Below are 21218 nucleotides of genomic sequence, written 5' to 3'. Positions count from 1 at the left end.
GTTAGGCCTGGAGCGAAGCCTGCACGTCGAGCGTGATCGTCACGTCGGAGCCGAGCAGCACGCCGCCCTTCTCGAGCGGGGCGTTCCAGGTGAGCCCGAAGTCCTCGCGCTTCACGACGGTCTTCGCGGTGAAGCCAGCCTTGTAGTTGCCGTACGCGTCCTCGCCAAAGCCACCGAACTCGAAGTCAAAGGTGACGGGCTTCGTAACGCCGCGCATCGTGAGGTCGCCGTCGACCTTGAACTCGCCGTCGACCTCGCGGACGCCCGTGGAGACGAAGGTGAGCTGCGGGAACTCCTCTGCCGCGAAGAAGTCGCCGGTGCGCAGGTGCGCGTCGCGGTTCTTCTCATTCGTGGTGACCGATGCGACGTCGGCGCTCGCGGTCACCGTCGAGTCGAGGGGGTTCTCGGCGGTGACGAACGTCGCCTCGAAGGTCTCGAACTTGCCCTTGACCTTGCTGATCGCGAGGTGGCGGACCGAGAAGCCAACCTCACTGTGCGTGGGGTCGAGCACCCAGGTGCCAACGCGGTAGCCGGGGATCTGATCTGCGGTGATGGTCATGCGGAGCCTTTCTTCGAGTTTCGCTTGCAGAAAAGGAGAACCGATATATGCAAACGAATATTCCCGGATGGCCGGAAAAAACTTACGCGACGGCTGTAGTGGGGGCTCGAGCGCCTAGCGCGGGCGCCGCTTTGCGCTCGCCCGCGCGCGGGCCACAGTCTCAGGGATCTCCTCGGCCGCGCCAAGCTCGGAGCGGAACGAGCCGTAGCGCCGCTCGGCGGCCGTCTTGATCAGGAAGTCGCTGATCGCCGGGTTCTTCGGCAGCAGCGAGCCGTGGAGGTAGCTGCCGAGCACGTTGCCCGTGCGCGCACCCTCAACGCCGTCGCTCGGGTTGTTGCCCGCCCCCTGCACAACGCGGCCGAGCGGCTGGGAGCCCGGGCCGAGCGTCGTGTTGCCGCTGTGGTTCTCGTAGCCGATGATCTCACCGAACTCGGGCGACTCGAGCACGATGTTGCCGATCATACGCTCGGTGCCGCCGCGGGTCTCCACGTCGAGCACGCCGATCCCCGTGAGCTCGTCGCCCGTGTGCGTCACGAAGCGATGCCCGAAGAGCTGGTAGAGGCCGCAGATCATGAGCATGGGCGTGCCCGCGGTCGCGAGCCCGCGGAACTCGTCCGCGCGCGCCTGCAGGTCGAGCGCCACGCGGCCCTGACCGGAGTCCTGTCCCCCGCCGCCGATGACGATGTCGACCCGCTCGGGGAGAGCGTCCCCCGGGTTGACCTCGACGACGACCGGATCGTAGCCGTGCGCCCGGGCGCGCCGCGAGAGCGAGAGCACGTTGCCGCGGTCGCCGTAGATGTTCATGTCGCGCGGGTAGAGCGAGACGATGACGAGCTCCGGGCGATCCGCGCCGTCCCGATCCGCGCCGTCCCGATCCGGCGTCTCCTGCTGGGCCGATCCGTTCACCAGATGTCCTCCACGTCCGTGAGTTCCGCGAGCGATTTCCGCAGCTCGAGCATCGCCGTGTACGTGCAGAAGATGCGCCGCGGACGCCCGGCTGTGCGTGCCCGGAACGCCGCGAGCGCCGCGCCGAGGTTCTCCTCGACGTGGCCCACGGCAACGTCGTCGTGCTCGAGCCTGAGCGCCATGTCCCACGCCCTCGTGCCGCTCACGGTGTCGACGCCGTCGCCCGCGAGGGATCCGAAGTCGACGTCCCACAGCCAGGACATGTCGCGGCCGTCCGCGTACTGGTCGTTGATCGCAATCATGGCCGCTACCCCGTCGGCCGCGAAGGAGGCGAGGCCGAGCCGGAAGCCGGCCGGGTTCTTCACAAGCACGAGCTCGAGCGGCTGGCCGTCGAGTTCGAGCTGCTCGCCGCGGCCGAACGCCGGCCGCACCTCGGCGAGCGCGGCGACGAGGGCGGCCGTCGTGGGCCGCGGGCGGCGCTCCGCGTCGAGGCCGGCGAGGGGGCCCGCCGAGAGCACCATCCGCACCGTCGCGAGCGCGGCGGCCGCGTTGAAGGTGTTGTAGAGGCCCTCGAGCTTGAGGCTCGTGTCGAAGCGCTCCCCGTCGATCTCGAACGTTGCGGCGTGGTCGCCGAGGCCGACGAGCGTCACGTCCGAGTCGCCGCGCGTCTCGAGCACGGCGGCGGGCCCCGCGTGGAAGTCGTCGTCGCTCGGGAACGTCGCGAGCAGGTCGTCGGACAGGCCGAAGGAGATGACCTGGGGACCACCCGTCCGCGCCGCGGTGCGCTCGCCGATGGCGGCGACGAGCCGGTCCTCCCGGTTCACGACGAGCCCCTCGGTCGTCGCGTCAGCGATCCGCTGCAGGAGCTTCGCGGTCGTGTCGATCTCGCCGAAGCGATCGAGCTGATCCCGCAGCACATTGAGGAGCAGGGTGAAGCGCGGCGGCACTCGATCGATGAAGTACATCGCGTGCGCCTCGTCGAGCTCGAGCACGGCGATGTCCGCCGCGAGCCTGCCGCCGATCGAGCACTCCTGGATCGCCGCGGCGACGACGCCGCGCGAGAAGTTCGAGCCGGTCTTGTTCGTGAAGACGCGAAGGCCCTCGGCCTCGAGCATCTCAACGACCATTTTCGTGGTGGTCGTCTTGCCGTTCGTGCCGCTCACCGCGATCACGCCGTAGGGCAGGCGCCCGAGCACGCGGCCGAGGAAGCCGGGGTCGAACTTCTCGACGACGAGCCCAGGGAGGGCGGATCCGCCGCCCCGCAGCCGCGCCACGGCCCGCACCGATTTGCCGACGAGGGCGGAGAACAGATCACGCATGCGACAAGCCTAGCGGCGCGCTACTCGGCCGCGTGCCGCCCGCGCGCCTCGCCGCGCAGTTCGCGCGGCAGGAGCTCGGGGCGCCCGGCGCGGGTTCGCTCGATGCTCTGCTCGCGCCGCCACTCGGCGATCGCCGCGTGGTTGCCGCTGAGGAGGACCGGGGGCACGGCGCGGCCGCGCCACTCGGCCGGCTTCGTGTAGCTCGGGTACTCGAGGAGCCCGTCCTCCTCGTGCGACTCCTCGACAAGGCTTTCGGGGTTGCCGACGACGCCGGGAATGAGGCGCGCGATCGCCTCGATCATCGCGATCGTCGCGACCTCTCCCCCGTTCAGCACGTAATCGCCGATGCTCACGAGCTTCACGCGGGCACGGGAGCCGTACTCCTCGAAGACGCGCTGGTCGATCCCCTCGTAGCGGCCGCAGCCGAAGACGAGGTGGCGTTCGCCGGCGAGCTCGCGCGCCATGCGCTGCGTGAACACCTCGCCGGCGGGAGACGGGAAGATGATGAGCGGATCCGGATCCGCCCCCTCCGCCTCGAGGATGCCGTCGAGCGCCTCGCCCCACGGCTCGGGCTTCATGACCATGCCGGCGCCGCCACCCGTCGGGGTGTCGTCGACCGTGCGGTGGCGATCGTGCGCGGCGTCGCGCAGGTCGTGCACGCCCACCTCGATGAGCCCGCGCTGCTTGGCCTTGCCGAGCAGCGAGAGCTCGAGCACGTCGAAGTAGCCGGGGAAGATCGAGACGATGTCGATCCTCATCAGGCGTCGTCCCCGCTCTCGAAGAGCCCGTCAGGCGGGGTGATCGTCACGATGCCGGCCTCGAGATCGACGCTCGGCACGATGGCCTCGACGAACGGCACGAGCACGGGCCCGGCCGGGGTCGCGACCGTGAGGAGATCCTGCGCCGGGAAGTGCTGCACCTCGGAGACCTTGCCGACGACCTCGCCGTCGCGCACGACGTCGAGCCCGACGAGCTGGTGGTCGTACCAGGCGTTCTCCTCCTCGCCGGCCTCGACGGCGTCCTCGTCGATCCACAGGATCGCGCGGACGATACTCTCGGCGGCGGTGCGGTCCTCAACCTCGGCGAAGAAGCCGACGGGCGCCTCGTTGAACCAGCGCAGTTCGCGCATCGTGATCGTGCGGCCGAACCACTCGGAGTCCTCGGGGACCTGCAGGTGGAACACCGCGCCGGGCACGAAGCGCAGCTCGGGGTTGTCCGTGAAGAGTTCGAGCTTGATGCCACCCTTCAGCCCGTGGGGCTTCGTGAGGCGGCCAACACGCAAACTCCCCGCCCCGCTTGCGGGACGGGGAGCTCTCACGCGATCGCGAGGATCCGCCATCAGGCGTCGCCCTCCTGGCCGGGGGCGCTGCTCTCGGTCGCGCCGCCGGCGTCGTCCGTGTCGACGACGTCGACGCGGACGCGCTCACCGTCGGAGAGCGCGGAGACGACCGTGCGGAGCGAGGAGGCGGTGCGCCCGCCGCGCCCGATCACGCGGCCGAGGTCGCCCGGGTGCACGCGCACCTCGAGGACCTCGCCGCGCGCGGTGCCGCGAGCGTCGACGCGCACGTCTTCAGGACGGTCGACGATCCCCTTGACGAGGTGCTCGAGCGCCTCGGAGAGCATGTGCTCGGCCAAGGTGATTAGGCCTCGGTGTTCTCGGCTGCCGCGTCCTCGGCGGGAGCCTCGGCCTCAGCGGCCTCCTCGGCGGGAGCCTCTGCGGGCTTCTCCGCCTTGGGGCGCAGGACGGTCTTCTTCGAGGAGTCTGCCTCGAAGGCGGCCTTGGCCTCGGGGGCCTTGACCTGCGACTCGGTCGAGCCCTCGCCCGTGAACTTGCCCCAGTCGCCCGTGAGCTTGAGGATCGCGGCGACCTGCTCGGTCGGCTGCGCGCCGACGCTCAGCCAGTACTGCGCGCGATCCGAGTCGACCTCGATGAAGGAGGGGTTCTCGGTCGGGTGGTACTTGCCGATCTCCTCGATCACGCGGCCGTCGCGCTTGGTGCGCGAGTCGGCGACGACGATGCGGTAGAAGGGGGCGCGGATCTTGCCGAGGCGCTTGAGGCGAATCTTGACAGCCATGGATGACTCCTTGGATCGTGAGTGAATGTCACCGCCGCTCAGCACCCCTCGTGAGGGGCGAGCGCGGAAGCACGGGCGCGCGGAAGTGCGCGAACAGATCAAGTGTGCCACAGCGACACCTGTTTTGCAAACTTCGTTGGGATCAGGGGTTTTTCCCAAAATGGGTGATCGGCGGCAGGTCAGCGGGCCGCCCGCGTGCCCCCGATCCGGCGTTCGAGCGCCGTGAACAGCCGCTCCGCGACGCCGTCGTGGTGCACGCCGTCGTGCTCGTACTCGTTCGTGACCCAGGCGTTCAGCCCCGCGACCCGGGCCGCCGTGTCGAGCGAGAGCTCGGCGTCGACGTACATGTCGTCGAAGTAGACGGCGGCCTCGACCGGCACCTCGTTCTGCGCGAGCCGCGCCGCGTCGTACATCTCGATCGGCCACTCGCGGCCAGCGAGGAGCTCGACGCCCGCGCGGAAGCCGCGCAGGGCCCGGATCTCCTCGAACATCCACGGGAACACCATTTCCCCCGTGAAGTTCAGCGGTCTCGCGGTCTCTGCGAACTCGGGGCGGCGATCCCGCTCGGCCTGCGCGGCCCACCCTGACGGCCCGGGGCCGTAGATGCTCTCCTGGAGCGCGATAAAGAGCGGGTTCGTCGCGAAGCCCGTCTCCGCGGCGACGGACTCGATGAAGCTGTCGCTCAGCCGCGTCTCCCCCGCATCAGCAAACGCCTCGTCCAGGATCCAGTGCACCCGGTCGTAGCCCGGCGCCATACCGAAGTCGAGGCCGAGGGTCTGGAGCCTGCGCACGGTGAGCCGATCCCCGTCGGGCAGCTCGACGCGCTCGGCGTCCAGCAGCTCGGCGATCCGCGCGACGCGGCCGGCGAGGTGGGGCGCCCGCTCCCGGAAGACCCGGTTCTTCGCGGCGACCCGCGGGAACGTGCGGCGATACACCTCCGCGGGATCCGGATCGAGCCCCGCGAGCCCGCCCGTCACGGCGGAGGCGACGAGCGCCTCGGGCGCGACCGAGAGGTAGTGCAGCGTGAGGAAGCCGCCGTAGCTCTGCCCAATGGACCACCACTGGCGGCCGTCGTAGTGCCTCGCGCGGATCGCCTCGAGATCCTGCACGATCGAATCGGCCCGGTGTAGCGAGAGCCGCCGCGCCGATTCCTCCGCTGGCATCTCGGCGTGATCGCGCCCGGACAGCGGGGTCGAGCGGCCGGTGCCCCGCTGATCCGGTATCACGAGCCGGAAGCGCTCGAGCGCGGCCGCCACCCACGCGGAGCGCGAGAGCGGCCGCGTGCCCTTTCCGCCCGGACCGCCCTGCAGGTGCACGAGGAGCGGAAGATCGTCATGCCGCTTCTCGGCCGCCACGAGCTCGCGCGCGAACACGCGGATCGTCTCCCCCTCGGGATCCGACCAGTCGAGCGGCACCTCCGTCCAGACGTCGCGCGCCACGATGTCGGTTCCGATCAGGTATTCGCCGCTCGCCAAGTGCTCGCCTTCCGGTCAGGGGCGCATCGTCGCCCGGGTGTGGGGCTCGGGGAGGCCGCTAGCGCAGGCCCTTGCCGAGCATCTGCTGCAGCTTCGCGAGCTCTTCCTCGCTCGGCGCGGCGGCACCGCCCCCGCCGAGCCCGAAGCCCGAGCCTGTGGGTGCCTCCGCCTGCTTCGCGGCGATGCCCGCCTCCTGCTGCGCGCGCTTCGCGGGGTTGCCCGAGCGCTTCGCGCCCTTGCCCTTGCCCTGCACCTTCTTCTTGCCGCCGTGCCCACCCATTCCGGGCATCGGTCCCATGCCGGGGATCTGCGGGACGCCGCCGCGCGCGACCGTCTTCATCATCTTCGCGGCCTGCTCGAAGCGCTGCACGAGCGAGTTCACGTCGGTCACGGTCATGCCGGAGCCGCGCGCGATGCGCAGGCGGCGGGAGCCGTTCAGGATCTTCGGGTCGCGGCGCTCGTCCTTCGTCATCGACTGGATGATGGCCTCGGTGCGCAGGATCTCGCGCTCGTCGAAGTTGTCGAGCTGCTCCTTCATCTTCCCCATGCCGGGGAGCATGCCCATCATCTTCTTCAGGGAGCCGGCGCCGCGCAGCTGCTGCATCTGGCCGAGGAAGTCGTCGAGGGTGAACTCGTCCTTCGCGATCTTCTCGGCGACCTTGCGGGCCTCCTCCTCGTCGAACGCGGTCTGCGCCTGCTCGATGAGGGTGAGGATGTCGCCGAGATCAAGGATCCGGCTCGCCATGCGGTCGGGGTGGAAGGGCTCGAAGTCGCCGAGGCCCTCGCCCGTCGACGCGAAGAGGATCGGGCGGCCCGTGACGCTCCGGATCGAGAGCGCGGCGCCGCCGCGGGCGTCGCCGTCGAGCTTCGTGAGGACGACGCCCGTGAAGTCGACGCCCTCCTGGAAGGCCTGCGCCGTCGCGACCGCGTCCTGGCCGATCATGGCGTCGATGACGAACAGCACCTCGTCGGGGTCGATCGCCTTGCGGATGTTCGCGGCCTGCTGCATGAGCTCCTGGTCGACGCCCAGGCGGCCGGCCGTATCGACGATGACGAAGTCGTACTGCTTCGACTTCGCCTCGGCGACGCCGTTCTTCGCGACCTTGACCGGATCACCGACGCCGTTGCCCGGCTCGGGGGCATAGATCGCGACGCCGGCCTGCTCGGCGACGACGCCGAGCTGCGTGACGGCGTTCGGGCGCTGCAGGTCACAGGCGACGAGGAGCGGGGTGTGGCCCTGCTCGCGCAGCCACTTCGCGAGCTTGCCCGCGAGCGTCGTCTTACCCGCGCCCTGAAGGCCGGCGAGCATGATGATCGTCGGCGGGTTCTTCGCGAACTGGAGCCTGCGCTGCTCGCCGCCCAGGATCTCGACGAGCTCCTCGTTGACGATCTGGACGACCTGCTGGGCAGGGTTCAGCGCCTGGTTGACCTCGTCGCCGAGGGCGCGCTCGCGCACCTTCCCGGTGAACGACTTGACGACGTCGAGCGAGACGTCGGCCTCGAGCAGGGCGCGCCGGATCTCGCGGACCGTGCTGTCGACGTCCGACGCCGAGAGCTTGCCCTTCGCGCGGAGGTTCTTGAAAGTGTCCGTGAGCCGTGCGGACAGGTTTCCGAAAGTAGCCATGATGCTCCGATTCTAGCCGCCCCGGAGCCGCTCATTCACTGCGGGCGGATTCCTGCCGCATGCGTTCGAGCGCGCGCACGCGGCCGACCGTGTGCGGATGGCTGTTCCCGAGTACGCGCGCGGAGAGCTCCGCCGCCCGTTCCGCGAGCGGAAGCGCCGCGCGCACGTCGCCAGCGCGTCGAATCGACGCCGCGAGGCTCGCGAGTGAGGAGATCGCGTCCGGATCCTCCGCTCCGAGCGCGTCGACGCGTCGATCGAGCACGCGCTCGAGCAACCGCGCGGCGCGCTCAGGCCTGCCGAGGTGCAGCTCCTCGAGGGCACGCCGGTGCATGGTGGCGAGGGTCTGCCTGTGGTCCACACCGAGGAGCAGGATCTGCCTCGCGAGGAGTGTGTCGTAGACCTGGGCCGCTTCCTCGTCCCGATCCTGGCCGCACAGCGCGATCGCGAGGTTGCCGAGCGCCGTGACCATGCGCGGCCCCTCACCCTCACCCGCCTCGCCGAGGCGATCAAGCGCCTGCCGCACGACGCGCTCAGCCTCGGCCGGGCGGTCGACTGCGAGGTAGAGGTTCGAGAGGTCGAGCAGGTAGCCGATCTCGCCCGAATCCTCGGCGAGGCCCGCGAGCTCCTCAGCGGCCTCGTCGACGCGGCCGAGTTCCTGCAGGCCGAGCGCCCTGACGTCGCGCAGCCGCGCAATCATCTCCGGGCGCACCTGGCGCCGCACGGCCTCGCCGATCGCGGCCTCGAGCCCCTCGACGGCCTCGCCCGCGCGCCCCAGCCTGCGGCGCGCGAGTGCGACCATCAGCTCGGAGCGGGCGACGCGCTCCGCGGGCCCTTCGCCGCCGGGCACGTTGCCGAGGGCGCGCTCGAGCTCGAGCGACCGCTCCCCCTCTCGCAGCGAGTCGTCGGCGCGCTCGGCCGCGAGCAACTCCTCCGACAAACGGCCCCGGATCAGGATCTCGGCGTCAAGGCCTGCGGCCCCGTCCGTGTCGCTCGCGAGCGCCTCGGCGCCCGCCGCGAGCTCGGAGTGCCGTTCCTCGGTGCCCGCCGAGTACCAGTCGGCGCTCGCCTCAATGGTCCAGCGGAGTTCGTCGATGAAGCGGTCGCAGTTCTCAACGTCCTCGGCGGATGCGCCGTCGACGGCCAGGTTGCGCAGGCGGCGGAGCGCCTGGAGGCCCTCGGCGCGCGCGCCCTCGGCCTGGCCGGGGAGCTCGGCGCAGCGCCGCAGCACGCGCTGCCGGAGCCGGCCGAGCGAGAATCCGAGCGAGGAGTAGCCCCCGAACGCGTGGTCCAGGTCCTCGGCAAGGATCGCGGCCTGCAGGCGCGCGTCCTCGGGAAGGTCGAGCTCGTCGAGCAGGTCGACGATCATGATCCGGGAGCCGAGCGCTTCGGTGCTTTCCTCGCCGTAGCGCGCCGTCTCGAGCAGCGCGATCCTGCGCACGAGCTCGAGCGCGTCCTCCCTGAGGCTCCGCCCCGCGTCGCCGGCCTCGGCACCGATGCGCTGCAGTGTGCGCACCTTGAAGCGGGCCGCCATGAGCGACGGCTCGGAGTCCTCGCCGTACACCGCGATGTATACGGGGAGAAGCCTTGTCAGCTCGGCGTCGGCGCGCGCCACCTGATCGGCCCAGTACAGTGCCCGAATCTGCCACCACCAGGCGTCGAGGGCATCCTGCGAATCCGGCCCGAAGAGTTCGCTGCGCCCCTCGTGCACGCGCTCCCACAGCATCGCGGCCTCGCCGTCCCGGTCGAGCATCGAGAGCGCCGCAGCCTTCTCGCCGAGCGCGTGGAGATGCAGCGCGCCGCCCTCCTCCGCGCCAGCGGCGCGCGCGATGAGCGTGTCGAACACGGCGAGCGCGTGCTCGTCGTTCGTCGTCACCAGGCGTCGGCCCCGCTGCTCCATAAGCCAGAACGTCCGGGGATGATCGGAGCCGAGGTCTGCCTCGGCGACCGAGATGAGCTCGACGAGGGCCTCGTCGCAACGGGTCGCCGCGGCGACCTCGACGCCGTCCGCGCTCTCCTTCGCGTCGCCGGAAAGCAGGCACAGGTTCGCGCGCGCCTCGAGCAGGTCGTCGAGCACGTCAGCGGCGCCCGCGGTGAGTTCCTGTTCTGCAAGCTGGGCGAGTTCTCCGAAGAGTTCCGCGGCGCGCGCACGGTCGCCCGAGACCCTGGCGCACTCGGCAAGCACGCGCAGGCCACGGCGGTGTTCTCCGCTCCCCGCCCCGAGTTCGCCGATCACCTCCGGCATGAGGCTGCGCACTCGTGCGCCCGCCTTCGCCGCGCCCGTGCCAGCGCCGAGCCGCACGGCCTCCTCAGCGGCCTCGAGCGCACGCTCGAACACGATCAGCCCTTTCCCCACCCACGGCTCCCCTCGCGAAACGTGGCGCGCGCCTTCGCGCACCGGCTGGTTTCAGCCTAGCCGAGCATAACGCCGCTGGCGGACGCGTCAACCGACGAGCTGCTGCGCGAAGACATGCGGCGTAAAGCCCGTGAGATCGCCGATCCCCTCACCCTGTCCGACCAGCTTGATCGGCAGATCCGTTTTCTCCTGCACAGACAGCACAAATCCGCCCTTGGCCGAGCCGTCGAGCTTGGTCAGCACGAGCCCGGAGACCCCGGCATGTTGAATAAAGGCCTCCGCCTGCGCCAGGCCATTCTGTCCAGTTGTTGCATCCAGGACAAGAAGTACCTCGGACACGGGCGCGAGCTTTTCGATCACGCGGCGGACCTTGCCGAGCTCGTCCATCAGCCCGCCCTTCGTCTGCAGGCGACCCGCGGTGTCGATGATGGCGATGTCGCAGGACTCGTCGATCGCCCGCTGCACCGTCTGGAACGCCACCGAGGCGGGGTCCTGGCCCTGCTGCTGCGGGCGCACGATCTCCACGCCGGCGCGCTCCGCCCAGGTGGCCAGCTGCTCGACCGCCGCGGCACGGAACGTGTCCGCAGCGCCGACGATGATCCGCTTGTCGAATGCCTTCAGATAGTTCGCGAACTTGCCGATCGTGGTGGTCTTCCCGACCCCGTTCACGCCGACCACAAGGATCACGGCGGGGCGCTCCGAGAGCCGAAGCGTGGGATCGTACACGGCGAGTCGCTCCTCGATGGCGTCTCTCAGCATCCGGCGCATCTCCTTCACTTCCGTCACGCGGTGGCGCTCGACGTCGGTGCGCAGCTGATCCAGGATCGAGTCGGTCACATCCGGGCCGAAATCGGCTGTGATCAGTGCGGTCTCGAGGTCATCCCACGTCTCCTCCGTGATGAGTTCGGGGCCGCTGAATATGTTGCGGAACGCTTTCGAGAAGGACCAGGATCGCTCAGCCATGCCCTCGATCCTAGTCGCCGCGCCACGCCCTTTCGTTTTGGGGGCGAGCACGGGCATTGGATTCCGCTACGATCTTCCCTGAAAGCTCTGAGATCAGCGTCGAGGGGAGCATCGGCGCACAGGTGACCCCCGGAGGCACAGTGACCCGCAAGAAGTTCCCGACGCACGTCGTCGGGCCCAGGCGACGGCTTGTGGGCATTGCCCTGCTCGTCGCCGCCCTCGCAATGACCATCGCCACGGCGCTCATTCCAGCGCCAGCGCAGGCCGCAGAGTCGTGCGTGCCCGACGCGAGCACCGCGTGCATCCAGGGCATCATCAAGACGAGCGCGGGCGAACCCGCGGCCGGCATCGGCCTCGACCTCACGGGCGCGGGCGATCCGGCCTCGACGCAGACCGACGCCGAGGGCCGCTGGGTCTTCGCGGTCACGAAGGCCGGCGAGTACACGGTCAAGCTCGACCAGGCGACCCTCCCCGAGGGGCAGTTCCCGAAGAACGCCGACTCGCGCACGGTCAACGTCGAGCTCTACAACAGCGCGAGCGCCCTGTTCCCGCTCACCGACGACCAGGCGGCAGCTGGCGGCTCGGGATCCGGGTCCGGATCCGGATCCGGAACCGACGGGGGCGGCTCGGACTCGGCGAGCGGCTCAGATTCGGCCTCCGGCTCGGATTCGACGCAGGGGCCCGCGAGCACGAACCAGCAGGGCGGCGGCGACACCGCGGCGGGAACCGGCACGAGCATCGACGGCGGCGGCTTCTCCTGGCCGCGGTTCTGGCAGCAGTTCGCCTCGGGCATCCGCATGGGCCTCCTGCTCTCGCTCGCGGCGCTCGGCCTCTCGCTCGTCTTCGGCACCACGGGCCTCAGCAACTTCGCGCAGGGCGAGATGCTCTCCCTCGGCGGCATCCTGGCCTGGGCGATCATGTCCCTCACCCACAACATCTGGCTCGCCGGCCTCGCGGTCGTCGTGCTCATGGCCGCCTTCGGCTGGGTGCAAGACGCAGCGCTCTGGAAACCCCTGCGCAAACGCAGACTCAGCCTCATGCAGATGATGATCGTCTCCATCGGCCTCTCGATCGCGCTGCAGAACCTGATCCAGTTCTTCGTCGGCGCGCGGGTGCTCCGGATCGACAACTCGACGCCGAAGACGGTCACGATCCTCGGTGTGACCCTCACGGTCCAGTCCTACGTCGCGATGGGCATCGCGCTCGCCGCGGTCATCGCTGTCGGCCTCGCGCTCAAGTACACGCGCTTCGGTCGCGCGACCCGCGCCGTCTCCGACAACCCGGCGCTCGCCGAGGCGTCGGGCATCGACGTGAACCGCGTGATCCGGCTCGTCTGGACCGTCGGCACGGCGCTCGCCGGCCTCTCCGGCGTGCTGCTCGGCCTCGTGCTCAACGGCGTCGCGTGGAACACCGGCTGGTCCTTCCTGCTGCTGCTCTTCGCCGCGGTCGTGCTCGGCGGCATCGGCACCGCGTTCGGCGCGTTCATCGGGGCCATGATCATCGGGCTCATCGTCGAGATGGCGAACATCTGGCTGCCGGGCGACCTCAAGCACGCCGCGGCCCTCTTCATTCTCATCGTCGTCCTGCTCGTCAGGCCGCAGGGCATCTTCGGACGCCGCGAACGGATCGGGTAAGGGATCACCATGGACTTTCTCGTCAGCCTGCTGGAGTCGATGCTCCAGACCGCGCTCTCCCCGATCACCGCGGCGTTCGTGATCGCCGCAATCGGCCTCAACATCCACTTCGGCTTCACCGGCCTCATGAACATGGGCCAGGCGGGCTTCATGCTCGTCGGCGGCTACGGCTTCGTGATCTCCGTCATGAACGGCCTCGGCTTCTTCCCCGCGATCATCATCTCGATCCTCGCCTCGGCGCTCTTCGCGCTCCTGCTCGGGATCCCGACGCTGAAGCTCCGCGGCGACTACCTCGCGATCGTCACGATCGGCGCGGCGGAGATCCTGCGCATGGTCGCGAGGCTCGCGAACCTCACCCCCATCACGGGCGGCCCGTCCGGGATCCAGAGCCCGCAGTTCCGCGAGCAGCTGAACGCGCTGTCGCCGCTTCCCGAGGGACGCACCTCGATCCTGGGGCTCGACTACATCAACACGGGCGTCGACGACTGGTGGTCTCGGATCGTGGCCTGGGGGCTCGTCGCACTCTTCCTGCTCGTGACCTGGCTCCTGATCCGGAGCCCGTGGGGCCGCGTGCTCAAGGGCATCCGCGAGGACGAGGACGCCGTGCGCAGCCTCGGCAAGAGCACCTTCTCCTACAAGATGCAGGCGCTCATGATCGGCGGCGTGATGGGCGGCTTCGGCGGCATCATCATGTCGCTCCCCGCGGCGATCAACCCCGACGGCATGGGCCGCGCGACCACATTCAACCTGTGGATGATCATGCTGCTCGGCGGCGCCGCGACGATCCTCGGCCCGCTGCTCGGCTCGATCCTCTTCTTCGTCGTCCGCCTCGTGATCACGAGCGTCGCCACCGAGTTCGTGCCGAGCTCGATCCTGAACGCGCAGCAGACGGAACTCGTGTCCTGGATCCTGATCGGCGCGCTGCTCATGATCCTCGTGATATTCAGGCCACAGGGCATCCTCGGGAACAAGAAGGAGCTGTCGTTCAATGTCTGACGCTCAGAACTACCCTTACGACCGCGCCGCCCTGCGCGCGGAGCTCGCGACGCTCGAGCAGACGCCGGGCGTCTCGAAGCCCGACCCGATCCTCACGGTCGACCGCATGGAGCGCCGCTTCGGCGGCATGACCGCGGTCGACGTCGAGCACCTCGAGGTGCAGCGCGGCGCGATCACCGCGCTCATCGGCCCGAACGGTGCGGGCAAGACGACCTTCTTCAACCTGCTCACGGGCTTCGACCGGCCGTCGAACGGCGCGGGCGGGGGCGCGGGCAAGGCCGGCTGGTCGTTCGAGGGCCGCGCCCTCGGCCGCACGAACGCGACGAAGGTCGCGCGGGCGGGCATGATCCGCACATTCCAGCTGACGAAGGCGCTCGGCCGCATGACCGTGCTCGAGAACATGCTGATCGGCGCGAACAACCAGCCGGGCGAGAACCTCTTCGTCGGGCTCGTGAAGCCGCTCTGGGCGAAGCGCGAGCAGGAGAACATCGAGCGCGCGGACGAGCTCCTCAAGCGCTTCAAGCTCGACGCGAAGCGCGACGACCTGGCCGGCGGCCTCTCCGGCGGCCAGAAGAAGCTCCTCGAGATGGCGCGGGCGCTCATGGCGAACCCGTCGATGATCATGCTCGACGAGCCCATGGCCGGCGTGAACCCCGCGCTCACGCAGAGCCTGCTCGAGCACATCCAGACCCTCCGCGACGAGGGCACGACCGTGCTCTTTGTCGAGCACGACATGCACATGGTGCGCCACATCTCCGACTGGGTCGTCGTCATGGCCCAGGGCAAGGTGATCGCCGAGGGGCTGCCCGAGGAGGTCATGACGAGCCAGGCCGTCGTCGACGCCTACCTCGGCGCGCACCACGACCGCGACCTCGGCGACGACGACGTGCTCACCACAGGGGTCATCAACGCGATCGCGGCCGAGGTCGCCGAAGAGGTCGCCGACGAGAAGGAGGACGCGCGATGAGCGAGACCGCGATCCCGAACAGCGCCGAAATTCCGAGCGAGCAGGTGATCCCGAGCGAGCCCGTGATCCTCCGGGCCGACGGACTCGACGCCGGCTACCTCCCGGGCATCAACATCCTGAACAACTGCTCGCTCGAGGCGCGCGAGGGCGAGCTCGTCGGCATCATCGGCCCGAACGGCGCCGGCAAGTCGACGCTCCTCAAGTCGCTCTTCGGACTCGTGAACATCCGCAAGGGCACCGTCACGCTGAACGGCAAGGACGTGACAGGGCACCGCACGAACCAGCTCGTGCGCGAGGGCGTCGGCTTCGTGCCGCAGACGAACAACGTCTTCCCCTCGCTCAGCATCGAGGAGAACCTGCAGATGGGCCTCTTCCTGAAGCCCAAGGAGTTCGCCGCGCGCTCCGCAGAGATGTGGGAGCTCTTCCCCATGCTCGCCGACCGCCGAAAGCAGCTCGCCGGCTCGCTCTCCGGCGGCGAGCGGCAGTCCGTCGCCATGGCGCGCGCGCTCATGATGAACCCGAGCGTGCTGCTCCTCGACGAGCCGAGCGCCGGCCTCTCCCCCGTGCGCCAGGACGAGACCTTCATCCGCACGCGCCAGATCAACCGCACGGGCGTCACGATCGTGATGGTTGAGCAGAACGCGCGGCGCTGCCTGCAGATCTGCGACCGCGCCTACGTGCTCGACCAGGGCACGAACGCCTACGAGGGCACGGGGCGCGAGCTCGCGAACGACCCGCGCGTCATCGAGCTCTACCTCGGCACGCTCGCGACCGACGTCGAGGCGAAGGCGGCCGGATCCGGATCCTGATCCGGATCCTGATCCTGCCCCGCACACACTGAGGCGGGCGGCCCGGATTGCTCCGGACCGCCCGCCTTCGTGTGTTGTGTGATCGGGGGTTATCCCTCGATCTCGCCCACTGCCTCAGGCTCGTTCTGGGCGTTGAACTTGTAGATGCCGACGAGCGCGCTCGACGGATCGTTCTTGTCGTTCAACGGCCCGATGCCCGCCTTGCCCTTGTACTGGATGTCCTTTCCATCCTTCACGAGGGCGACGCAGTCCTTGAACGTCGTGCACTCTTCGCCGCCGTCGGCGCCGGAGACCGCGAGCAGGTTCGCGCGGATCGTCTCGGAGTCGGCCGAGCCGCCCTTCTCCGCGGCGAGAGCCGCGAGCACGACGGCGTCGTACGCCTCGGGCGAGAAGTTCAGGCTCTTGCTCGCGTCGGGCGACACGCTGACGAGCTCCTTCTCGAAGCCGTCGTCGACCGTGCGGCCGGGGGTCGTGCCCTGGGCGCCCTCAAGGAGGCCCGGATCGAAGTCGGGGTACGGGACCGTGTTGCCGTCGACCAGGTACAGCTTCGAGAGGTCGAAGCCCTGCGCCGCGAGCTCGGGGATGATCTGCGTGGCCTCGATGTAGCTGAGGATCGCGATCGCGTCGGGCTTCGTCGCGAGGACGGCCGAGACCTCCGAGGAGAACGCGGTCTGGCCCTCAGGGAACTCCTGGCCCTTGCCCTCTGCGCCGTAGCTGACCTCGGCGCCGCTGTCCTCGAGCGTCTTCTGGAGGTTGTCGCGCAGGCCCTTGCCGTAGTCGTTGTTGAGGGCGAGGATGCCGACCGACGCGTGCCCGTCCTTCAGGATCAGGTTGCCGAGCGCGCTGCCCTGCACCGTGTCCGGGGCGATCGTGCGGAAGTAGAGGGGGTTGACGCCCGAGAGCGCGATGCCCGTGTTGGAGGGCGAACCCATGAGGATCCCGGCCTCGGTGAGCTTCGGCATGGCCGCGTTCGTGTTGCTCGTGCCCATGGCGCCGAGCACGAAGGCCGGCTTCGCCTTGATGATCTCGTCGACGCTCTTCGCGATCACGGTCGGATCGTTCGTGTCGCCCTCGTTGCCCTCGACCACGAGCTCAACGTCGTTACCGAGCACGCCGCCCGCGTCATTGATGTCCTTCATGGCGAGCTTGAGCGCAGCCTGGGGGCCGTAGATCAGGTGTTCGAGCGAGCCCGTCTGCGGGAGGAGCGAGCCGATCTTGAGCGTGTCGGCCTTCGCCGAGTCTCCGCCGCCCTCCGATCCGCCGCCTCCGCCGGAGCCGCCGGAGCAGCCCGTCAGCACGAGCGCCGCGCTCGCAACGAGTGCGAGCCCGCCCAGGGTACGTTGTGCGTTCTTCTTCATGAAGGCCGCCTTTCTGCGCTTCTCGATACCGCTCCACTGCGGCATACACGCACGAGCATAGCGAAGCGCGCGATCCCGGCTCGCGAGTTTCCACACGCTCGCGCCGTTCGTTAGCGTCCTGTGACCCGCGCCGCCGGTTGTTAGCGATTTCGGGGCTTCGCGGGCGTCCGAAGCCCCGAAATCGCTAACAAACTGCGCTGTGGGGGCGGTTAGGCGCCGGGCGCCCGGCGCTCGCTCCGCATTCTGCGCTCCCTCCTACGATCCGGGGTCTTTTCTACAGAACGAGCGCAGATCCCGGATCGAGCGCCGCCCGCCCGCGGCGCGGCGGGCTATGGCTGCTCGGGGCCGATGCGCTGGCCGACAACGGCCGAGATGCCGTCCTGGCGCATGGAGACGCCGTAGAGCGCGTCGGCAATCTCCATCGTGCGCTTCTGGTGCGTGATCACGATGAGCTGCGAGCTCTCACGCAGCCGCTCGAACACCTGCAGCAGGCGCCCGAGGTTCGCGTCGTCGAGCGCGGCCTCCACCTCGTCCATGATGTAGAACGGGCTCGGCCGGGCCTGGAATATCGCGATGAGCCACGCGACCGCGGCGAGCGAGCGCTCCCCGCCCGATAGCAGCGACAGCCGCTCGACCTTCTTGCCCGCGGGCTTGACCGCCATGTCGATTCCCGTGTTGAGCAGGTCTTCGGGATTACTCAGCGCGATCTCCCCCGAGCCGCCGGGGAACAGGATCGGGAACACCTCAGCGAACGCGGCCCGCGTATCCTCGAAGGCCGCCGCGAAGATCCCCTGCATCTTCTCGTCGAGCTCGCCGATGATCGCGAGCAGGTCGGCGCGCGTCTTCGTGAGGTCCTGCAACTGCTCCGACAGGAACGAGTGCCGCTGCTCGAGCGCCGCGAACTCCTCGAGCGCGAGCGGGTTGATCCGCCCGAGCTCGGCGAGGCGCTTCTCCGCGCGCGCGAGGCGTTTCTCCTGCTCGGCGCGCACAAACGGGCGGGTCTCGGGTGCGACGGCAGGCACAGCGGCGGGCGCAGCCGCCGCATCATTCTCCGGTTCGGGATCCGGATCCGGATCGCCGCCCGCAAGCCCGAGCTCGGCCGCAAGCTCCGCCTCGAGCCGGTTCGCGAAGCCGTCGTGGTTCTCCTCGCCGGGCGCCTCAGGTGGCTCCGCAGCGACAACCTCCACGGGAATCCCCTGCTCCGGCCCGTACTCGGCGATGAGCACGTCCTCGACGAGCCCGAGCTCGCTGCCCGAGCGCTCGAGCAGGGCGGAGAGCTGCAGCTTCCGCTCGTAGCTCTTCAGCTCGGCGCCGTGCACGAGGTCGGTGAGCCCCTGCAGCTTCCGCCGCAGCTCGGACTCCTCGGAGCGCAGCAGCGTGAGCTCCTGGCTGTGCCGCGCCCGCTCCTGCTCGGCGCGCTGCTGCGAGAGCCGCGCCTCCGCGAGCGAGCGGTCGCAGGCGTCAAGAATCGCGGGCAGCACGTCGGCGACGCGCTCGGCCTGCGCCACCTGCCTGGCGCGCAGCACGGCGCGGCGCGCGGCCTCCTCGGCGGCCCGGCGCTCCGCCGCGAACTGCTCGGCGAGCGTCTCGCGGTGCGCGTTGCCCGCGCGGGCCCGCTCGCGCGCCGTCTCGAGCGCGAGCCGCGCCTCCATCTCGGCGGCGCGCGCCTGGTCGACGTCGGCGAGCAGCCCGTCGCGCTGGCTCGCGTCGAGGATCGGCCGGGGCTCGGCCTCTGCATCCGCGAGCACTCGCGCGGCCTGCTCCACACCCTTCGTGGCCTCGGCGACGGAGTCGGCGACGCCCGCGAGCGCGTGCCGCGCGCGCTCGGCCTCCGCCTGCGACGCCTCGGCCCGCGTCGAGAGCCGGTTGGCCTCCTTCGCGACCTCGGCGAGGCGCGCGTCGGCTGAGCGCAGCTCAGTGTATGCCTCCTGCGCCGAGGACTTCGCGGCGGCAGCCGCGGCCCGCGACTCCGCGAGCTCGGCCTCGGTCTCCTCGATGCCCGCGAGCACGACGGCGAGCTCGCGCTCAGCCGTCTCGAGCTCGGCGGCGAGCTCGATCCGGGACGGCGCGAGGCCGGATCCGCCGCTCATCGTGTGCTGCGTCAGCACGTCGCCCGCGGCCGTCACGACCGCGAAGCCGCCCTCCGGCCAGTGCGCGCTGAGCGCCTCGACCGCATCGAGCGCGGCGGCGAGATCGTCGACGATGTAGCTCCGCGAGAGCAGCCCGCGCACCCCGTCCGGGGCCTTCACGAGCGCGTCGATCACCCTGGTCGCACCGTGAATCGAGGGCCCATCAGCTGCGCCAGCCTCGCCGCCAGAGCCAGCCCCACCACCGGCGATCACCGCGTTCAGCCGCCCGAGATCGCGATCGTGCGCGGCCGCGACGGCGCGGCCTGCGTCGGCTCCGGATCCGGCGAGCAGCGCGTCGGCGTAGGAGCCGAGCGCGGCGGCGACCGCCGCCTCGAAGCCCTCGCGTACGCGCACGTGGTCGGAGACGCGGCCGTCGATCCCCTCGGCCGACTCGGAGAGCAGCGCCCCGGACGCGTCGCGCAGTTCGAGCGAGCGCGTCAGCGCCGTGATCCTGGCGTCGAGCCCCGCGCGCTCCTGCTCGAAGCCGTGCACCCGATCGCGCGCCTCGTCGCGCGCCTGCTCGGCGGCGTTCTGGCGGTCCTGGGCCGCGCGATACGCGTCGTCGAGCCCCTCCTCGGGGGTCTCCTCGACCTGTTCGCGCTCCTGAAACGAGGCGAGCTCGCGGGCCGCCTCGGCCGCGCGCTCCTCGGCCTGCGCGAGGGCGTGCTCGCGCCGCGCAAGCTCCTGCGCGACGGCGTCGCGCTTCTGCGTTGCGGCCTCGGCGCGCCCGCGCAGCTGCGAGAGTTCGAGGTCGTGCCGCGACACGAGCTCGCTCTGGGCGGCGATGTGCTCGTCGATGGCGTCGAGTGCGCGCTGCGCGTCGCGGGTCCGGGATCCCGCGAGCTCCCAGGCGCGCTCGGCGTCCGGGATCAGGGCCTCGAGCCGCCGCGCCTCTTCGGCGGCCTCGTCGACCGCGGAGCGCGTCACGCCGCCGGCGCTCTCGGGCGCCTCCGCCTGGGTCGCGAGGAACGTGAGCCGCTGCTGCGTCTGCGAGAACAGCCCGCGCAGTTTCGACTGCACCGACTCCAGCCCCATCGTGACCCGGCGCGCGGTGTCGAGCTCGTCGCCCTGCTGCTCCTGCTCGAGCCGCGAGATCCGCAGCTGCTTCTGCTCCGCCTGCTCCTGCAGCACGATGCGCTCGGAGTGGCGCTCTTGCTCGTCCTTCGAGAGCTCGTTGAGCTCGCGCCGCAGCCGGGAGACGTCGTCGGCGAGCAGCCTGGCCTTGGCGTCGCGCACCTCTGCAGCGATGCCCTGGGCCGCCCGCGCGACCTCGGCCTGGCGACCGAGCGGCTTCAGCTGGCGCCGGATCTCGCCCGCGAGGTCGTTGAGACGAGTGAGGTTCGTCTCCATCGCCTCGAGCTTCCGGATCGTGCGCTCCTTGCGGCGCCGGTGCTTCAGGATCCCGGCGGCCTCCTCGATGAAGCCTCGCCGGTCCTCGGGCGTCGCGCGGAGCACCGCGTCGAGCTGGCCCTGGCCCACGATGACGTGCATCTCACGGCCGAGGCCCGAGTCGCTCAGGAGCTCCTGCACGTCGAGCAGGCGGCAGGCGTCGCCGTTGATCGCGTACTCGCTCGATCCGTTGCGGAAGAGCGTGCGGCTGATCGTGACCTCGGTGTACTCGATCGGCAGCGCTCCGTCGGAGTTGTCGATCGTGAGCTTCACCTCGGCGCGGCCGAGCGGCCCGCGCGTCGAGGTGCCCGCGAAGATGACGTCCTCCATCTTGCCGCCGCGGAGGGTCTTCGCGCCCTGCTCCCCCATGACCCACGCGAGCGCGTCGACAACATTCGACTTGCCCGAACCGTTGGGGCCGACGATCGCCGTGACCCCCGGCTCGAACTGGAAGGTGGTCGGCTGCGCGAAGGACTTGAAGCCCTTGAGGGTGAGGCTCTTGAGATGCACCCCGCCTCCCTTCCGGCTCGTCGTCGGGCGCGCCGCGGCCTCGTGGCGGCCGCGTCATCCCTAGAACATTACCGCCGGGCAGGCCCCGCGCCCCGCAAACACGGCGCTGAGCGGCAGGAAAGGCGGCCGCGGCGGGTGAGTGAGCCCGTTTG

17 protein-coding genes are annotated in these 21218 nt (G+C 70.1%); 4 read left to right on the top strand and 13 right to left on the bottom strand.

Annotated features, from left to right (window positions below):
• Position 1 precedes the first annotated feature (1 nt).
• The 11 genes from ACOPJ3_RS08345 to ftsY form a co-directional block, all read right to left on the bottom strand.
• Positions 2 to 559: a YceI family protein gene (locus ACOPJ3_RS08345; protein WP_427868730.1), complete on the bottom strand. Its 558-nt coding sequence runs from the start codon at positions 557 to 559 to the stop codon at positions 2 to 4.
• Between the two features lie 114 nt (positions 560 to 673).
• Positions 674 to 1465, bottom strand: coding sequence for a type 1 glutamine amidotransferase (locus ACOPJ3_RS08340; protein WP_427868729.1), 792 nt, complete (start codon positions 1463 to 1465; stop codon positions 674 to 676).
• Positions 1462 to 2784 (bottom strand): MurT ligase domain-containing protein, encoded by a 1323-nt coding sequence (locus ACOPJ3_RS08335; protein ID WP_427868728.1) that lies wholly within the window; start codon positions 2782 to 2784, stop codon positions 1462 to 1464. The genes ACOPJ3_RS08340 and ACOPJ3_RS08335 overlap by 4 nt, the downstream gene beginning before the upstream one ends.
• Positions 2785 to 2804: 20 nt before the next feature.
• A complete protein-coding gene (gene trmD / locus ACOPJ3_RS08330) occupies positions 2805 to 3542 on the bottom strand; it encodes a tRNA (guanosine(37)-N1)-methyltransferase TrmD (RefSeq protein ID WP_427868727.1) in 738 nt (245 codons plus the stop codon).
• On the bottom strand, positions 3542 to 4123 hold the full coding sequence (rimM, locus tag ACOPJ3_RS08325) for a ribosome maturation factor RimM (protein ID WP_427868726.1): 582 nt from the start codon (positions 4121 to 4123) through the stop codon (positions 3542 to 3544). Before rimM ends, trmD begins: the two co-directional genes overlap by 1 nt.
• Positions 4123 to 4407 (bottom strand): RNA-binding protein, encoded by a 285-nt coding sequence (locus tag ACOPJ3_RS08320; RefSeq protein WP_427871192.1) that lies wholly within the window; start codon positions 4405 to 4407, stop codon positions 4123 to 4125. The genes rimM and ACOPJ3_RS08320 overlap by 1 nt, the downstream gene beginning before the upstream one ends.
• A 17-nt stretch (positions 4408 to 4424) precedes the next feature.
• Positions 4425 to 4859, bottom strand: a complete 435-nt coding sequence (rpsP, locus tag ACOPJ3_RS08315; RefSeq protein ID WP_427868725.1) for a 30S ribosomal protein S16 — start codon at positions 4857 to 4859, stop codon at positions 4425 to 4427.
• 179 nt (positions 4860 to 5038) lie between these two features.
• Positions 5039 to 6334 (bottom strand): alpha/beta fold hydrolase, encoded by a 1296-nt coding sequence (locus tag ACOPJ3_RS08310; RefSeq protein WP_427868724.1) that lies wholly within the window; start codon positions 6332 to 6334, stop codon positions 5039 to 5041.
• Between the two features lie 58 nt (positions 6335 to 6392).
• On the bottom strand, positions 6393 to 7958 hold the full coding sequence (gene ffh / locus ACOPJ3_RS08305; RefSeq protein WP_427868723.1) for a signal recognition particle protein: 1566 nt from the start codon (positions 7956 to 7958) through the stop codon (positions 6393 to 6395).
• Between the two features lie 31 nt (positions 7959 to 7989).
• Positions 7990 to 10311, bottom strand: coding sequence for a tetratricopeptide repeat protein (locus tag ACOPJ3_RS08300; RefSeq protein ID WP_427868722.1), 2322 nt, complete (start codon positions 10309 to 10311; stop codon positions 7990 to 7992).
• An 87-nt stretch (positions 10312 to 10398) separates the two neighbouring features.
• Positions 10399 to 11274: a signal recognition particle-docking protein FtsY gene (gene ftsY, locus ACOPJ3_RS08295; protein WP_427871191.1), complete on the bottom strand. Its 876-nt coding sequence runs from the start codon at positions 11272 to 11274 to the stop codon at positions 10399 to 10401.
• A gap of 140 nt (positions 11275 to 11414) precedes the next feature.
• Between ftsY and ACOPJ3_RS08290 the strand changes: the two genes are divergently transcribed.
• Genes ACOPJ3_RS08290 through ACOPJ3_RS08275 form a run of 4 tightly spaced genes read left to right on the top strand, consistent with a single transcriptional unit; the run spans position 11415 to position 15680 of the window.
• Positions 11415 to 12908, top strand: coding sequence for a branched-chain amino acid ABC transporter permease (locus tag ACOPJ3_RS08290; protein WP_427868721.1), 1494 nt, complete (start codon positions 11415 to 11417; stop codon positions 12906 to 12908).
• A 9-nt stretch (positions 12909 to 12917) separates the two neighbouring features.
• Positions 12918 to 13904 carry a branched-chain amino acid ABC transporter permease gene (locus tag ACOPJ3_RS08285; protein ID WP_427868720.1) on the top strand — a complete coding sequence of 329 codons (987 nt, stop codon included), beginning with the start codon at positions 12918 to 12920 and terminating at the stop codon, positions 13902 to 13904.
• Positions 13897 to 14871, top strand: coding sequence for an ABC transporter ATP-binding protein (locus ACOPJ3_RS08280; RefSeq protein WP_427868719.1), 975 nt, complete (start codon positions 13897 to 13899; stop codon positions 14869 to 14871). The genes ACOPJ3_RS08285 and ACOPJ3_RS08280 overlap by 8 nt, the downstream gene beginning before the upstream one ends.
• Complete coding sequence (locus tag ACOPJ3_RS08275) at positions 14868 to 15680, top strand: ABC transporter ATP-binding protein (protein WP_427868718.1); 813 nt, start codon at positions 14868 to 14870, stop codon at positions 15678 to 15680. Before ACOPJ3_RS08280 ends, ACOPJ3_RS08275 begins: the two co-directional genes overlap by 4 nt.
• Before the next feature lie 89 nt (positions 15681 to 15769).
• Here ACOPJ3_RS08275 and ACOPJ3_RS08270 read toward each other — a convergent pair whose 3' ends face one another.
• Both ACOPJ3_RS08270 and smc read right to left on the bottom strand, forming a co-directional pair.
• Positions 15770 to 17038, bottom strand: coding sequence for an ABC transporter substrate-binding protein (locus tag ACOPJ3_RS08270; RefSeq protein WP_427868717.1), 1269 nt, complete (start codon positions 17036 to 17038; stop codon positions 15770 to 15772).
• A 329-nt stretch (positions 17039 to 17367) separates the two neighbouring features.
• Positions 17368 to 21066 (bottom strand): chromosome segregation protein SMC, encoded by a 3699-nt coding sequence (gene smc, locus ACOPJ3_RS08265; RefSeq protein ID WP_427868716.1) that lies wholly within the window; start codon positions 21064 to 21066, stop codon positions 17368 to 17370.
• Positions 21067 to 21218: the final 152 nt, after the last annotated feature.

Origin of the sequence: Leucobacter luti (assembly GCF_050310065.1) — a bacterium.
Lineage (GTDB): Bacteria > Actinomycetota > Actinomycetes > Actinomycetales > Microbacteriaceae > Leucobacter > Leucobacter luti_B.
The sequence above is the reverse complement of the archived record's forward strand: the minus strand, read 5'-3'. Positions and strand labels throughout refer to the sequence as shown.